Below are 15887 nucleotides of genomic sequence, written 5' to 3'. Positions count from 1 at the left end.
CCAAGACCCGCGGTCTCAACATCGAAGACACCCACATCACCGATCCCGAAAAGCTGGCAAGCCTCATCGTCATCATCATGCTCGCCATCACATGGGCCTATCGCTGCGCCACGCATTCCATGGGCATCAAGGCCATTCGCCGCAAAAGCCATGGCAGACGCGCAAAATCATGGTTCCGCACCGGCCTCGACGCCCTCAGGGACTGGATCGCAAATCGACCCATCGAAGCCAAAAACGCTTGGGCCGAAAAAGCCCCCAAAAGACCGTTCTCGAGCCAATACCCGGCTTGAGTCGTGTACTGTGGTGACTACTTCGTCATCATCAAGGATTATTTTCTTAGGCTACTTGTGCATGTTCCCCATATGTTCCATATTGGATGTCGGCCTTGTCCGGAGGAGGTGGCGGTGGAGTTTGGAGACGCGAGTGCGACGATCGAGCGATACCGGCAGGCGCTGAAGCATATCCTGCTGATGCTGGTCGGCATGGCCGAGATGGGGTTCGGCAGGCCAGGCGCTGGGGGACAGTTTACTTTCTTTCCGCAGAAGGGCGCGGCAGTTGAGAACGAAGCGTGGGCGGAAAAAAGTAAACTGTCCCCGGCACTTACACCGCCACTTACGCTCCCCCGCCACCTCTACCGCGCCATCCTGCTGCTCTTGCGTCCGGCCGAATCCGCCGCACGTCGCCTGATCATCGCGGCGGCGCAAGGCATCGTCGTGACGCTCCCGCCATTTCGTCCGCGAAAGCTCAAGCCAAAAATTTCCGACACAGTGGCCGCCATGCGCCGCCTCGGCCTTGCCGTTAATCTGTCGAGAGAAGACTTTGCCCGCTACGAAGCCGAGCGGAAGGCCGCCGAACGGCGCGCCGCGCGCCCGCGTACAGCAAACCTTTCGCTGCTTGATGCGCTGAAATACCCGTTCCGCATCCGCCGCAAATATGTGCCGGCGCATGCCGTGCCGCGCATCCGGTCACTCGACGACGACACGCCACGCATCCCCCTGCCTCCGCCGCCGTCGCATGACGATCCAATGAATGCGGCAAAACTGACGCTCAGGCTGGAGGCGCTCGGCCGGGCACTCGACAATCTTTCCGGCCAGGCTCAACGCTTCGCCCGCTGGAAGGCGCGCAACGACGCCGGCCTTGCACGCGACAAAGCGGCTCGCGACGCTGCGGCCGCGCAGGGCAAGCCGGGCCCGGTGCGGTTCCGGCGCTTTTCGCCGCTCCGGCGCGGACGTCCGCCCGGCGGAAGATTGCCGCGCTTCGATCCGGATGCCCCGAAACGCAAGAACATCCGCGAGGTCGACGAGATTCTGGCGCATGCCAATGCAATGGCGTTCTATGCGCTGGAGCCACCGCGCCGCGACACATCCTGACGCGGCCGCTGCCGAGTCGGCAGGTCTCGAAAAGCAAGGTATCTCAATGATTTAATGGCTGCACGGAAAAGAATCCGGGTGTGGCGGCGAAGACGGCTGCGTGCAGGGGACAGTTTACTTTTCCGCACAAGGGCGCAGCCGCTTCAAGGCTGGCGCGGGCGGAAAAGTAAACTGTCCCCGGGCGCTTGCGCCGGTCCGGCCGCCACGGCCGGTGCGTCCCGTGGGCAAGCCGGCCCGAAAAGACCTGCCTGGCGTCCGGCTGGCTGGCCCATGCCGATCACCCGATTGAGGCGTGCAATCCGCGGCGCGGAGTCCTATATGCACCAAACCAAAAATCCTTCGGGGCCTATCATGAGCGAAGCACAGACCCAGATTCCCGTGACCGTGCTGACCGGTTACCTCGGCGCCGGCAAGACGACGCTGCTCAACCGCATCCTCTCGGAAAACCACGGCAAGCGCTACGCTGTCATCGTCAACGAGTTCGGCGAGATCGGCATCGACAACGACCTGATCGTGGAATCCGACGAGGAGATCTACGAGATGAACAATGGCTGCGTCTGCTGCACGGTGCGCGGCGATCTGGTGCGCGTCGTCGAGGGCCTGATGCGCCGCCCCGGCCGTTTCGACGCCATCGTGGTGGAGACCACCGGCCTCGCCGATCCCGTCCCCGTCGCCCAGACCTTCTTCATGGACGAGGACGTGCGCAAGAGGACCAAACTCGACGCCGTCGTCGCCCTGGTCGATGCAAAACATCTGCCGCTGCGGCTCAAGGATTCGCGCGAGGCCGAGGACCAGATCGCCTTCGCCGACGTGGTCGTGCTCAACAAGACTGACCTCGTCACGCCCGAGGAACTCCACGACGTGGAGGCCGCCATCCGCGCCATCAACCCGGCGGCAAAAATCCACCGCACCACCCGCGCCGGCGTCGACCTCACCAACGTTCTCGACCGCGGCGCCTTCGACCTGAAGCGCGCGCTCGACAACGATCCGCATTTCCTCGACGCCGCCCACGAGCACGGCGACCATGACCATCACGAGCACGACGGCCATGATCATGACCATCATCACCACGATCACGATCATGGCGCTGTGTCGCCGATCCACGACGTGACGGTGCAGTCGGTGTCCCTGCGCGGCCGCGAGATGGACTCCCGGAAATTCTTCCCGTGGATCGAGAAGGTTACCCAGAACGACGGCCCCAACATCCTGCGCCTCAAGGGCATCATCGCCTTCAAGGATGATCCGGATCGCTACGTCATCCAGGGTGTCCACATGATCATGGAAGGCGACCACCAGCGCCCATGGAAGGACGGCGAGAAACACGAGAGCCGCCTCGTCTTCATCGGCCGCGATTTGGACGAGGAACGGCTGCGCAAGAGCTTTGAGGCGTGCCAGGCTTAAAGGCCGACGAGTGAAGTTCTTGGCTGAAATGGCAGGTGAGACTCTGGAGAGAGGCGATATTATTCGTCTACCGAACGGGCATCACTCCTACGACGACAAGTCGAAACCGCTCGATCTGATGATCTGCGAACCTCCCCAGGACAGCGGCATGTCGTTGATGTTCGTCTCCGGCTGGGATGCGGGCGTGACATTGGCCTATCTTCCCAAAGAAAGCCGCGGACTGCAGTTCAGGAATTCCATCGACGTTTCTTGGCTGATCGAGAATTGGAGCGACTGGTTCGCCTATGAAGGGTCCGCGGAAAAATTGGAGCGAATAACATTGGAGGGGGTTCTTGTGATGAGACGACAAGAGTATCGGATTGATGCGGCCACCTGATGCCTACAGTCGCTCCCCTTGATCTCGACGGCCATTGCGTCGCTGCCGTCTTCCTCGCCGACATCCCGCATTTCGCGCTGGCCGACGGCTCGATCCATCGCCTCGACAACGGCCACAAGACTGAGCAGGCCAATGACGGCCTGCTCTGCGCCACGCTCGACCAGGCGGGTACAAAACTGATCACCGGCGGCGAGGACGGAAAAGTCTTTTCCACAGGCGCGGACGGCACCGCGCAGATCGTCGCCGAGGCCGGCCGCAAATGGATCACCAGCGTAGCCGCCGGCCCGCAGGGCGCGCTCGCCTATGGCGCGGGCCGCAGCGCCTGGGTGAAACTGCCGGACGGCAAGCTGAAGGAATTTTCGCATCCGCGCTCGGTCGAGGGCCTTGCCTTCGCACCGAAGGGATTGCGAATCGGCGTCGCCCGCTACAACGGCGCCACGCTGCATTTCCCCGCCACCGACGGAAAACCGACAGAACTCGAATGGGCCGGCGCCCATACCGGCATCACGTTTTCGCCCGACGGCAACTTTTTGGTCACCACCATGCAGGAAAATGCCCTGCACGGCTGGAAGCTCGCCGACGGCAAGCACATGCGCATGTCGGGTTATCCCGCCAAGGTGAAGTCGCTGTCGTGGAGCGCCAAGGGAAAATGGCTGGCAAGCTCCGGCGCGCCGGCGGCGATCGTCTGGCCGTTCCAGGCCAAGGACGGGCCGATGGGCAAGGCGCCGCTGGAGCTCGGCACGCGCGGCAACACCATGGTGACCTCAGTCGCCTGCCACCCAAGCGAGGACATCGCCGCGATCGGCTACGAGGACGGCATGGTGATGGCGGTGCGCTTCGCCGACGCCAAGGAAGTGCTGCTGCGCCGCCCCGGCAAGGGCGCCGTCACCGCGCTGATGTGGGACAAGTCCGAACGCCGCATCGTCTTCGGCAGCGCCGCCGGCGACTGCGGGGTGATCGACATTTCGGCTTGAGGCCTACTCGACGAAGCAGCCAATCTTTCCCTCAAGCTTGACCGTCTTGCCTTCCGGATCGTCGCCCGTGCCATCGTAGGCGGTCAGGTCGTAGGTGCCGGCATAGCCGCCCTCGTCGCCGTGGCTCTTGGTCAGCACGGTGATCTCGACATAGCCATGCGGCTTGTCGCCCTCCCGCTCCCGGTAGAGCACGAGGCGCAGTTCCTCGCCGTCGAGCCAATATTGGGCGAGATGTTCGCCGGTGAAGGCCGTCGTGCGCAGATCCTCGGCAACGGATTTTTCCGAGATTACCACCGAGCCGCGAAAGTTGAACACCGGGCTGCCCATGCCGCGCGTCACGCCGCTCTCGACCGCAATCTTGGCCGAGCCGCCTTCGGCCTCGCAGGAAAGCCCGCCCGAGGCAAAGGCTGGAACAGCGCCCGCCATCAGCAAGCCGGCGCACAGAATGAAACGCATGCAAACCCTCCCCCGAAATTCGAGCCATTGAGGCGTTCTCCGGCCGCCGCCGTCAAGCCCGATGCCTGATGGGCTGGCCTCACCGCCAACGCGCCAGCGGCGATTGCCGCTCGCTTAGCCAATTGGCTAGAGTGCGCCGGCAAGAGGGGAAATCATGGCAGGCACTGACAACGGCAATTCCGGCGGCATCGCGTCGGAGCGCATCGCCCGTCTCCGCGAGCGCGAGGCGGAAACATTCCGCGCGGCGCGGCCGAAATCGGCGCGCGCCTTCGGCGACGGGCTCTCAGGCTTTCTCGGCGGCGTGCCGATGCACTGGATGAACGACTGGCCGACGCCGTTTCCGATCATGGTCGAGAGGGCGCGTGGTGCCACCATCATCGACATCGACGGCAACATTCTCGCCGATTTCTGCCTCGGCGACACCGGCTCGATGTTCGGCCACTCGCCGCCGCCGGTCGCTCGCGCCATCCGCCGCCAGGCCTCGCGCGGCCTGACCTACATGCTGCCCTCCGAGGACGCCGTCGCCGTCGGAAGACTGCTGACGGAAAAATTCGGCCTGCCGCGCTGGCAGATCGCCACCACCGCCAGCGACGCCAACCGTTTTGCGCTGCGCGCCGCCCGCGCGGTGACCGGCCGGCGCAAGCTGCTGGTCTTCAACGGCTGTTACCACGGCGCCGTGGACGAGACTTTTGTGCGCCTCGACCATGGCCGGCCGGCCAACAAGCGGGGCCTGGCCGGCGAGTTCCGCGACCTGACGGAAGACACCAAGATCGTCGAATTCAACGATATTGCCGCACTCGAATCGGCCCTTGCCGCCCTCGACGTCGCCTGTGTCATCACCGAACCCGTGCTGACCAATTGCTGCATGGTGCCGCCCGAAACCGGCTTCCACGAAAACCTTCGCCGGCTGACGCGCGACACCGGCACGCTGCTGCTGATCGACGAGACCCATACGATTTCGACGGCGCCCGGCGGCTACACAAGGCGACACGGACTAAAGCCCGATATCTTCGTGCTCGGCAAGCCGATCGCCGGCGGCGTTCCGGCCAGCGTCTGGGGCCTCTCTGCCGAAACCGCGCAACGCTACGACGACTATCTCGCCACCAAGGAACCCGGCTATTCCGGCATCGGCACGACGCTGTCGGCCAACCCGCTGCAATTCGCCGCCATGCGCGCGACGCTGGAAGAGGTGATGACCGACGCGAACTATGCCCATATGGAGACACTGGCCTCCCGCCTGCAATCCAGCCTCCAGCAAAGCATCGAAAAACACGCTCTCCCCTGGCACGTCGCCCGCGTCGGCGCCCGCGTCGAGTTCATCTGCGCGCCGGGGCCGCTCAGAAATGGCGGCGAGGCCGAGGCGGCGCATGCGCCGGCGCTGGAGGCCGCCATCCATATCGCGCTGGTCAATCGCGGCGTGCTGATCGCCCCTTTCCACAACATGATGCTGATCTCGCCGGCGACTACGCGCCGGCAGGTCGACCGGCTGGCCGGCGCCTTCGCCGATATTGCCGAAGTTCTGGCCGCGTGACAAAGAAGACGGCGAACAGAGGGATATCATGACGTCACCGTCCGGCTCGACCATCGAGGAAGCACAAAAGTTCCTCGACGAACACCCCGAGATCGAGGCGGTCGACATCGTTCTGTCGGACGTCAACGGCATCGGCCGCGGAAAGATTATCCGCCGTCACGAACTGATGAGCATCTACCAGGGCGGCCGGCACATGCCGATCTCCATCCTTGGCCTCGACATCACCGGCGAGGATGTGCACGAGACCGGGCTGATCTGGGATTCCGGCGACGGCGACCTGCGCGCCTGGCCGATTCCCGGCACGCTGGTGCCGCTGCACGGCACCAGCCCCGCCCGCGCCCAGGTGCTGATGTCGATGTACCATCTCGACGGTACGCCGATGAGTTCCGACCCGCGCCACGCGCTCGCGCGGCAGATCGAGCTTTTCGCGCAAAAGGACTTGCATCCGGCCGGAGCCTTCGAGCTGGAGTTCTTCCTGTTGAAGAACGAGCGCGACGCCGAGGGCCGCGTCCAGCCGGCGGACGCCGTGCTCGACGGGCGGGCAAGCGGCAAGACGGAGGTCTATTCGGTCGACCATCTGCACGGCATGGAGCCGCTGTTCTCCGACATCTACGCCGGCGCACAGGCCCAGAACATCCCCGTCGAAACGCTGATCTCGGAATATGCGCCCGGCCAGTACGAGTTGACGCTGAACTACCGCAAGGACGTCATGCAGGCCGCCGACGACCTCGTGCAGTTGAAACGGCTGGTGCGCATGCAGGCGCGCCGCCACGGCGTCACCGCCTGCTTTATGGCCAAGCCGATCCAGAAATACGCCGGCTCCGGCATGCATTTCCACATATCCCTCCAGGACGGCGCCGGCCGCAACGTGCTGGCGGAGGACACAGAGGGCGAGTGGAGCCCCAAAATGCTCAACGCGCTGGGCGGGCTGGCGGCCACCATGCCGGAATCGATGCTGGTCTTTGCGCCGCACGCCAATTCCTGGCGCCGTTTCGTCGCGCAATCCTACGCGCCGCTCGCCGCCACATGGGGCGTCAACAACCGCTCCGTGGCGCTGCGCATCCCGGCGGGCGACGTAAAGAACCGCCGCATCGAGCATCGCCCGGCCGGCGTCGACACCAATCCCTATCTCGTCGCCGCGACCGTGCTCGCCGGCATCGCCAAAGGTCTCGAGGAAAAGCTGGATCCGGAACCGGAAACCACCGGCAACGGCTACGAGAACGCGCCGAAGCTGGCGGACGCACCCGCCGACTGGCGTTCGGCGATCGAGGCGGCAACGGCGTCGGAATTCCTCAAGAAGGCGCTCGGCGAGGACCTCCACCGCACCTTCACGGAAATCAAGCGCGCCGAATATCTGCGCGTCGCCCGCACCGTGAGCGAACTCGACTACCACCTCTATCTGCACGAGGTCTGACGCCGCCTGTCAGGGGTTGGCCGTTAAAATCGGCCGGATATGTCTTTTGATGTGGCGTCGAGGCTAAAGAGAACATATCATGAACACATGGTCGTTCTCACCACACGCGAAAAACTGGCGATCCTGTCCGATGCGGCGAAATACGACGCCTCCTGCGCCTCGTCGGGCGCCACGCAACGCGATTCGCTGAAGACGAAAGGCATCGGCTCGACTGAGGGCATGGGCATCTGCCATTCCTACGCGCCGGACGGCCGCTGCATCTCGTTGCTCAAAATCCTGCTCACCAATTTCTGCATCTACGACTGCAGCTATTGCATCAACCGTTCGTCATCCAATGTCCGCCGCGCCCGTTTCAGCATCGGCGAGGTGGTGCGGCTCACCATAGATTTCTACAAGCGCAACTACATCGAGGGCCTGTTCCTGTCCTCCGGCGTCATCTGCTCGCCGGACGAGACGATGGCCGAAATGGTCGAGGTCGCCCGACGCCTGCGCATCGATGAAAAATTCGGCGGCTATATTCACCTGAAAACCATTCCGGAATGCGCGCCGGAGCTGATCGAGCAGGCCGGCTGCTTCGCCGACCGCCTGTCGATCAATGTCGAACTGCCCACCGACGAAGGCGTAAAAAGACTGGCGCCGGAGAAGAAGCCGGAAACCATCCGGCTGTCGATGGCGAAACTGCGCAGCAAGATCGAGGAGAAACGCGAGCCGACGCTGCGCACGAAAAAGCGCGAACGTTTCGCACCGGGCGGCCAGTCGACGCAGATGATCGTCGGCGCAGACACCACTTCCGACGACGGCATCCTGCACACCAGCGCAAAACTCTACGGCAGCTACCATTTGCGCCGCGTCTATTATTCCGCCTTCAGCCCGATCCCGGACGCTTCCTCCGCCCTGCCCCTGAAAAAACCACCGCTGATGCGCGAGCACCGGCTCTACCAGGCCGACTGGCTGATGCGGTTTTACGGTTTCTCCCAGCCGGAGATTCTGGAAGGCCGGCAGGACGGCATGCTCGATCTGGAGATCGACCCGAAACTCGCCTGGGCGCTGCGGCATCGCGGGCGGTTTCCGGTGGACGTCAACCGCGCCGACCGTGAGGCGCTGCTGCGCGTCCCCGGTCTCGGCACGAAAGCGGTCGACCGCATTCTCTCGACGCGAAGATTCCGCCGCCTGCGGCTGGAGGATGTCGGGCGGCTCTGCGCATCCATCGCCAAAGTGCGGCCCTTCGTGGTCGCCGAAGGCTGGTCGCCGGGCGGGCTGATCGACCGGCCGGCGCTGCGGCAGAAACTCGTTCCTCCGGCCAGGCAGATGGAGTTGTTCGCATGACGGCGGCGCTGCACTCCGAGCGGGCAAGTTTTGGCGTGCGGCTCGCCAGCGAGATCGATTTCGCCGGATGGCGCAATGCGGCGCGGGCGCTCGCGCTGAATGGCATCGCGCCCGACCGCGTCGTCTGGACGGTCGGCGAGGCCGTCGCCGACCTGCTCGGCGCGCGTGGCGGCGAACTACCGGCTGTCCCCAATGGCGCCACGCTCAACGTCCCGCGCGACTTCATCGAACGCTCGGAAACCGTGATCTGCCATTCCAACCCGCAACGTTTCGGCTTCCTCTACCGCCTGCTGTGGCGATTGCAGGCCGACCGCAATCTGCTCGGCATAGCCTCGGACGTCGACGTGCGCCGGTTCGAGGCGATGGAAAAGGCCGTGCGCCGCGACATGCACAAGATGCATGCCTTCGTGCGGTTCCGGCAGGTCGGCGAGGAGCCGGAGGCGCGCTATGTCGCCTGGTTCGAGCCCGACCATTTTATCCTCGAGCGCAATGCGGCCTTCTTCGTGCGCCGCTTCACCGGCATGCGCTGGACGATTCTGACGCCGCACGCCTCCGCCTCCTGGGACGGCGAGAGGCTGCTGATCGGACCGGGCGCATCGCGGCAGGATGCGCCAGCCGAGGACGCGGCGGAGGAGCTTTGGCTGACCTATTTCCGGAACATCTTCAATCCGGCGCGGTTGAAGGTGAAGGCGATGCAGGCCGAGATGCCCAAGAAATACTGGCACAACCTGCCCGAGGCCGAGCTTATCCCGACCCTCATCGCCGGCGCCGAGACTTCGGCCAGGGAGATGATCGAAAAAATGCCGACGGTCCCTGCCCCGCATCACGCAAAAATCCAGGCGAAGCACTGGCCGGCCCGCAACATGCCGGCAGCGCCGGACGACGGGGCGGATGCCACCTCCATTCCCGAACTGCGCACGGCCGCGAACGCCTGCCGCCGCTGCCCATTGTGGCGCGACGCCACGCAGACGGTTTTTGGCGAGGGGCCTGAGGATGGCAAGGTGATCTTTGTCGGCGAGCAACCGGGCGACCAGGAGGATCTGGCGGGAAAACCCTTCGTCGGCCCGGCCGGCAAGGTTTTCGACGCCATCCTCGAAGAAGCCGAAATCGACCGCCAAAAGGTCTATGTCACCAATGCGGTAAAGCACTTCAAGTTCGAGCCGCGCGGAAAGCGCCGCATCCACTCGAAACCCAATGCCGGCGAAATCCAGGCCTGCCGCTGGTGGCTGGACAAGGAACTGGCGCTGGTGAAACCCGACCTCGTCGTGGCGCTCGGCGCCACAGCCGCCCAGTCGCTGCTGGGCAAACCCGTGCCGATCACCAAAATGCGCGGCAAGGTGGTCGAGCGCGAGGACGGGTTGAAAGTGTTTCTGACCATCCACCCGTCCTTTATCCTGCGCATTCGCGAGAACGACGAGAAGGAGGCTGAACGCGACCGGTTCCGGGCGGATATGCGGGCAGTGAGGGAGTTGATGGCGGCGTGACGCTACCGCACCAGGATCGCCCTCAAATCGTTGACGTTCGTTCCCGTCGGGCCGGGCACGAACAGGTCGTCGGCGGCATTGAACGCCGTCCAGGCGTTGTTGCCGGCAAGCATCGCCTTGGCATCCACCCCGGCTGCCCGCATCCGCGCCACGCTAAGACCGTCGGCGAAGGCGCCAGCATTGTTCTCCGAGCCGTCGATGCCGTCCGTGTCGGCTGCGAGCGCGTGGATGCCCTCGAACCCGTCGACGCCGATGGCGAAGGACAGCAAAAACTCGCTGTTGCGTCCGCCCTTGCCGCCCTTGGAGCGGAGCGTGACGGTGGTCTCGCCGCCTGACAGCATAAGGATCGGCCGGGCGAAGGGCCGGCCGCGCAATGCCACCTCGCGGGCGATCGCCGCGTGCATGGAGCCGACATCGCGCGCCTCGCCCTCGATGGAATCGGAGAGGATGACGGCCTCCATGCCGAGCCGCCGCGCCTCTTCCGCGGCGGCGTCCAGCGACACGGCCGCCGAGGCGATGACATGCACCTCGTTGGCCTTGAAGCGCGGATCGTCCGGGCGCGGCGCATCGGCGGCTCCCGACGCGAGATGCGCCGTCACGGCCTCCGGCAGCTTCATGCGATAAGTCTCCACGATCCTCAGCGCGTCGGCGCGCGTCGCGGCGTCCGGCACGGTCGGCCCGGAGGCGACCAGCGCCGGATTGTCGCCCGGAATGTCGGAAACCACCAGCGACACGACCCGCGCCGGCCAGGCGGCGGCGGCCAGCCGCCCGCCCTTGATGGTCGACACATGCTTGCGCACCGTGTTCATCGCCGAGATCGGCGCGCCCGAGGCCAGCAGCGCCTCGTTGACCGCGATCTCGTCGGCCAGCGTCAGCCCCTGCGGCGGCGACGGCAGCAGCGCCGAGCCTCCGCCCGACACCAGCGCCACCACCAGATCGTCTTCCGTCAGGCCGGAAACCGCCGACAGCAGCCGTTTCGATGCCGCCAGCCCAGCCTCGTCCGGAACCGGGTGCGCGGCCTCCAGCACCTCAATGCGCTTGCATTTTACCGCATAGCCGTAGCGGGTGACCATCACGCCGGTCAGCGGCCCGTCCCAGGCGCGCTCGAAGGCGGCGGCCATCTGCGCCGAGCCCTTGCCCGCACCGACGACCACCAGGCGGCCCTTCGGTTTCTTCGGCAGATGCTTGCGCATGGTCAGTTCGGGATCGGCGGCGGCCACTGCCGCCTTGAAGATCGAAGTCAGGAAATCGCGCGACTCAAAAGGCATATCTAAAAATACCCTCGGTGAAAAAGCTGGCCGCGAAAATCAGGCGGCGGGCAAGGCAAGGGCGGCGTGCTCGAGGCCAAGATGAGCGCAAAGCACTTCCACGATCACCGCATGGTCCTGCCGCTCCGGCAGGCCGGACACGGCGATCACCCCGATGACGCCGACGCCATTGACCGTAATCGGAAACCCGCCGCCGGCAAGCACGTGATCTGCCGGATCAAGCCCGTCTGCGGGTGGAAAGATGCGATCCGGCCGCGCCTTCTCATGCACCATCCGATAGGTGCTCTTCTGGTAGATGCGCACCACGTTTCGCTTGCGCCGCGCCCAGTTGGTGTTGCTGGCCGTCGAGCCCGGCAGCGCAGCGTAGAACAGCGGCCGGTCCCACAACTGGATGTCGACGACGATCGGCAGCTTTTCCGCCAGCGCCCTGTCGCGGAGCGCCGAGCCGATGGCGAAGGCCGTGGCCTCGTCGAAGGTGGAGAAGACGAGCGCGGCCTCCTGCGCGGTTATTTTGGCGATGTCGTCGGTGCTGGCGTTCATCATGCGCTCCGCATTGCTGGCGAGTCGAGCGCCGGTTTAGAGCAAGATCCGCCCGGATAGAAGCGGCCTGTCCGTCATTGCCTTCTCTGGCTGCCGCAACGCCGGTTGGCCACCGGAAATGCCATCCGCATTCAAAGCTAGGCGGGCAAGACACTCTTCAACGGTTTTCCGGCGACGTAGGTCTCGACGACGGTCCTGTCGTCGCCCAGCGTCTGCAGGAGAAAAAGTTCTTCCGCCAGCGTGCCGACCGTCTCCATCCTCAGCCGCATGCCCGGCGTAACGCGGGCGTCCAGAACCGTGAGGTCGGCATCGGTGCCTGGCTCCAGCGTACCGATCCTGTCCGCCAGCGACAGCGCCTCGGCGTTGCCCCGCGTGATCTGCCAGAACGAGGCCAGCGGATTGAGCTTTTCGCCGTTGAGCGCAATCACCTTGTAGGCTTCGTCCATGGTGCGCAGCATCGAATAGTTTGTGCCGCCGCCGACATCGGTCGCCGCCGCGATCCGCAGCGGGTTTTGGCGCTTGCGGAACCGCTGGTAGTCGAACAGGCCGGAGCCGAGGAACAGGTTGGAGGTCGGGCAGAAAACGGCGACGGAACCGCTGGCAGACATCGCGTCCGCCTCGCGCTCCGACAGATGGATACAATGGCCGAACAGGCTTTTGGGTCCCAGCAGCCCGTAGCGTTCATAGACGTCCGTATAGTCCTTCGACCAGGGATAGAGTGCCTGCGTGAAGGCGATCTCGGCATGGTTTTCCGAAAGATGCGTCTGCATATGCAGGTCGGGATGCTCGCGCATCAGCGCTTGAGCCATCTCCATCTGCTCGGGCGACGACGTGATAGCGAAGCGCGGCGTCACCGCATAATGCTGCCGGCCTTTTCCATGCCACTCGGCGATCAGCGCCTTGGTGTCGTCATAACCCGACTGCGGCGTATCCAGCACCCCCTCCGGCGCGTTGCGGTCCATCATCACCTTGCCGGCGATGTTCAGCATGTTGCGGTCGTGCGATTCGGCGAAAAAGGCTTCGGCGGACGCCTTGTGCACCGAGCAGTATGCAGCGACCGTCGTCGTTCCCTGCCGCAGCATCTCGTCGAGGAACAGCCTCGCGATACGGCGGCCGTGCTGGGCGTCGCGGAACTTTGTTTCCTCCGGAAACGTGTAGGTGTTCAGCCAGTCCAGCAGCTCCGCGCCGTAGGAGGCGATGACCTGCATCTGCGGCATGTGGACATGGCAGTCGATGAAGCCTGGCAGGATCAGATTCGGCCGGTGGTCGACGATTTTGACACCCTCGCCCGCCTTATCCTTTACGTCGGTGAACGGACCCGAAGCGACGATGCGCCCGTCCTCGATCAGCAGGCCGCCGCCCTCTTCATAACGGCAGGCGGCGAGATCATCGATGGTTTCGGGAAAACGGACGAACGAGAGGGTTCTGCCCCGGAGCAGGGTAGAGGTCACTTGCGCGCCTCCTCGTACCACGCCACCAGCAGCGCGCGTTCCTCCGGCGTGATCTGCGTGACATTGCCGGGCGGCATGGCATGGCTGCGGCCCGCCTGCAGATAGATCTCCCTGGCGTGCTCGGCGATGGTGTCGTCGGTCTCCAGCACCACATCCTTCGGCGCATGGTAGATGCCTTCATACGACGGCTCCGCCGCATGGCACATGGCGCAGCGCCCCATCACGGTATCGCGCACCGCCGAGAAATGCGTCGAGGCGATCAACGTTTCCGTGCCTGCGGCAACCTTCTCCTCACCCGTCAGCACCTTCGGCACGGTCGACAGCCAGATGATGATGACGAACAGGATCGTCGCCGCCAGCCATGTCCAGTGCGGGTTGCCCTTTCGCGCATGAACCGTGTTGAAATAATGCCGGATCAGCACGCCGATGATGAACACCAGCGAGGCGATGATCCAGTTGAACTGGGTAGCAAACGCCAGCGGATAGTGGTTCGACAGCATCAGGAACAGCACCGGCAGCGTCAGGTAGTTGTTGTGCAGCGAGCGCGTCTTGGCGATCTTGCCGTATTTGGCGTCCGGCTTGCGCCCGGCGATCAGGTCGGCCACCACGATCTTCTGGTTGGGGATGATGACCATGAAGACGTTGCACGACATGATCGTCGCGGTGATCGCGCCGAGATGCAGGAAGGCGGCGCGGCCGGTGAACAGATGCGTCAGCCCCCAGGAGAGGAACACGAGGATGCAATAGAGCAGGAGCATCAGGATCGTGTCGCTCTTGCCGTAGAACAGCCGGCAAAGCTGGTCGTAGACGATCCAGCCAGCGATGATCGAGACCAGTGAGATCAGGATCGCCACCGGCGCCGATACGTCGAGCACATTGCGGTCGATCAGGAACAGGTCGGCGCCGGCGTAGTAGACGATGGCAAGCATGGCGAAGCCCGACATCCAGGTCGCGTAGGATTCCCATTTGAACCAGGTCAGATGCTCCGGCATCTCCGCCGGCGCCACCAGGTATTTCTGGATGTGGTAGAAGCCGCCGCCATGGACCTGCCATTCCTCGCCATGCGCGCCGGCGGGCAGCCCGGGGCGCTGCCTTAGACCGAGGTCCAGCGCCACGAAATAGAAGGACGAGCCGATCCAGGCGATGCCCGTGATGACGTGCAGCCATCGCGCGGCAAAGCTCAGCCACTCCCAGAAGATCGCGAAATCCAACATCCCAGAACCTCAATCGCCCATCCGATTGTCGCGGCATCGAGCCTATCGCGAAAGAGTTGAGATGCACGATGACTTTCAAAAAATTCTGGAAAATAATGATGACGGGACCGGGCGTGACCGTCCGGCGCCAGGGTGGGAGCCGGCATGGCCTATCTGGACAACCTTACAGTCTTCGTCCGCGTCGTCGAACTCGGCAACCTGTCGGCCGCCGGCCGCGACCTGCGCGTCTCGCCGGCCGTAGCTTCCAACCGCATCAAGGAACTGGAAAAACATCTCGGCGTGCGGCTGTTCAACCGCACCACGCGGCAATTGATGCCGACCGAGCAGGGCACCGTATTCTACGACGGCGCCAAGCGCGTGCTCGACGCCATCGCCGAGGCTGAAGCCGCCGTCAGCGCGCTGTCAGGCCAGCCGCGCGGCACAATCCGCATCACCGCGCCGCTCGGCTTCGGCCGCCGCTTCATCGCTTCCGGCATCCCCGAATTCCGCGACCGCTATCCGCAGATCGAGGTACGGCTGAGGCTGTCGGACCACAATGTCGACATCATGAAGGAGGGCATCGACGTCGCCTTCCGGCTGGGCCTGCTAGAGGATTCCAGCCTGCGCATGCGCGGCATCATGGAATGCGAGCGGGTGCTGGTCGCCTCGCCGAAATATCTCGAGGCGCGCGGCGAGCCGACGGAGCCGCAGCAGCTCATCGACGACGGCCACGACTGCCTGATGCTGCGCTTTCCCGGCATGCGCGAGCACTTTTGGACGCTGGCGACGCCCGCCGGCCCGCACAAATACGAAGTCCACGGTCCCTTCGATTCGGACGACGGCGATGTGCTGACCGGCTGGGCGCTGTCGGACCGCGGCATCCTCAACAAGCCCCGCTTCGAGATCGAGCCCTTCATCCGCGACCAGCGACTGAAGGTGATTCTTCCCGACTACCCGCCCACGCCGGTTCAATTGGCTGCCGTCTATCCGCACAAGAAGCTGCAGGATCCGAAGGTGCGCCTGCTGCTCGACTTCATGGCCGAGCGCTGCCAACGGCTGATCCGGGATATTCTGACCGGAAAATAGCCCGCATCCCGCCTATG

General features: G+C 64.4%; 14 protein-coding genes and 1 pseudogene. 10 read left to right on the top strand and 5 right to left on the bottom strand.

Going from position 1 to position 15887, the window contains the following annotated elements; genetic code table 11:
• From ACH196_RS28015 to ACH196_RS27995, 5 genes and pseudogenes are all read left to right on the top strand, one after another.
• Positions 1 to 290: pseudogene (locus ACH196_RS28015) on the top strand (hypothetical protein); the annotation flags it as partial.
• Between the two features lie 114 nt (positions 291 to 404).
• Positions 405 to 1370, top strand: a complete 966-nt coding sequence (locus ACH196_RS28010; RefSeq protein WP_396650130.1) for a hypothetical protein — start codon at positions 405 to 407, stop codon at positions 1368 to 1370.
• Between the two features lie 351 nt (positions 1371 to 1721).
• Positions 1722 to 2771, top strand: a complete 1050-nt coding sequence (locus tag ACH196_RS28005) for a CobW family GTP-binding protein (RefSeq protein WP_396650129.1) — start codon at positions 1722 to 1724, stop codon at positions 2769 to 2771.
• A gap of 28 nt (positions 2772 to 2799) precedes the next feature.
• The gene (gene imm45 / locus ACH196_RS28000; RefSeq protein ID WP_396650133.1) at positions 2800 to 3147 is read left to right on the top strand and encodes an Imm45 family immunity protein; all 348 of its coding nucleotides are present in this window, start codon (positions 2800 to 2802) and stop codon (positions 3145 to 3147) included.
• Positions 3147 to 4121, top strand: a complete 975-nt coding sequence (locus ACH196_RS27995; RefSeq protein ID WP_396650128.1) for a WD40 repeat domain-containing protein — start codon at positions 3147 to 3149, stop codon at positions 4119 to 4121. Before imm45 ends, ACH196_RS27995 begins: the two co-directional genes overlap by 1 nt.
• Positions 4122 to 4124: 3 nt before the next feature.
• On the opposite strand, the gene ACH196_RS27990 is transcribed toward ACH196_RS27995, so the two are convergent.
• A complete protein-coding gene (locus ACH196_RS27990; protein WP_396650127.1) occupies positions 4125 to 4577 on the bottom strand; it encodes a hypothetical protein in 453 nt (150 codons plus the stop codon).
• A gap of 154 nt (positions 4578 to 4731) precedes the next feature.
• Here ACH196_RS27990 and ACH196_RS27985 point away from each other — a divergent pair, with 154 nt between their 5' ends.
• The 4 genes from ACH196_RS27985 (at position 4732) to ACH196_RS27970 (ending at position 10332) form a co-directional block, all read left to right on the top strand.
• On the top strand, positions 4732 to 6108 hold the full coding sequence (locus ACH196_RS27985; protein ID WP_396650126.1) for an aspartate aminotransferase family protein: 1377 nt from the start codon (positions 4732 to 4734) through the stop codon (positions 6106 to 6108).
• A 28-nt stretch (positions 6109 to 6136) separates the two neighbouring features.
• On the top strand, positions 6137 to 7522 hold the full coding sequence (locus ACH196_RS27980; protein ID WP_396650125.1) for a glutamine synthetase family protein: 1386 nt from the start codon (positions 6137 to 6139) through the stop codon (positions 7520 to 7522).
• A gap of 87 nt (positions 7523 to 7609) precedes the next feature.
• Positions 7610 to 8848 (top strand): putative DNA modification/repair radical SAM protein, encoded by a 1239-nt coding sequence (locus tag ACH196_RS27975; RefSeq protein ID WP_396650124.1) that lies wholly within the window; start codon positions 7610 to 7612, stop codon positions 8846 to 8848.
• Complete coding sequence (locus tag ACH196_RS27970) at positions 8845 to 10332, top strand: UdgX family uracil-DNA binding protein (protein WP_396650123.1); 1488 nt, start codon at positions 8845 to 8847, stop codon at positions 10330 to 10332. The genes ACH196_RS27975 and ACH196_RS27970 overlap by 4 nt, the downstream gene beginning before the upstream one ends.
• A 2-nt stretch (positions 10333 to 10334) precedes the next feature.
• Here the strand turns inward: ACH196_RS27970 and ACH196_RS27965 are convergent, their stop codons facing one another.
• From ACH196_RS27965 to ACH196_RS27950, 4 genes are all read right to left on the bottom strand, one after another.
• On the bottom strand, positions 10335 to 11600 hold the full coding sequence (locus ACH196_RS27965) for a glycerate kinase (RefSeq protein WP_396650122.1): 1266 nt from the start codon (positions 11598 to 11600) through the stop codon (positions 10335 to 10337).
• Positions 11601 to 11639: 39 nt separating this feature from the next.
• Positions 11640 to 12140 carry a heme-degrading domain-containing protein gene (locus tag ACH196_RS27960; RefSeq protein WP_396650121.1) on the bottom strand — a complete coding sequence of 167 codons (501 nt, stop codon included), beginning with the start codon at positions 12138 to 12140 and terminating at the stop codon, positions 11640 to 11642.
• 137 nt (positions 12141 to 12277) lie between these two features.
• Positions 12278 to 13591: a guanine deaminase gene (gene guaD, locus ACH196_RS27955; RefSeq protein ID WP_396650120.1), complete on the bottom strand. Its 1314-nt coding sequence runs from the start codon at positions 13589 to 13591 to the stop codon at positions 12278 to 12280.
• Complete coding sequence (locus ACH196_RS27950) at positions 13588 to 14805, bottom strand: urate hydroxylase PuuD (protein ID WP_396650119.1); 1218 nt, start codon at positions 14803 to 14805, stop codon at positions 13588 to 13590. The genes guaD and ACH196_RS27950 overlap by 4 nt, the downstream gene beginning before the upstream one ends.
• A 144-nt stretch (positions 14806 to 14949) precedes the next feature.
• Here ACH196_RS27950 and ACH196_RS27945 point away from each other — a divergent pair, with 144 nt between their 5' ends.
• On the top strand, positions 14950 to 15870 hold the full coding sequence (locus tag ACH196_RS27945) for a LysR substrate-binding domain-containing protein (protein WP_396650118.1): 921 nt from the start codon (positions 14950 to 14952) through the stop codon (positions 15868 to 15870).
• The last annotated feature ends 17 nt before the right edge of the window (positions 15871 to 15887 follow it).

The organism is Mesorhizobium sp. IMUNJ 23232 (assembly GCF_044326205.1).
Taxonomy (GTDB): Bacteria; Pseudomonadota; Alphaproteobacteria; order Rhizobiales; family Rhizobiaceae; genus Kumtagia.
This window is presented reverse-complemented; position numbering and strand designations above follow the sequence as displayed.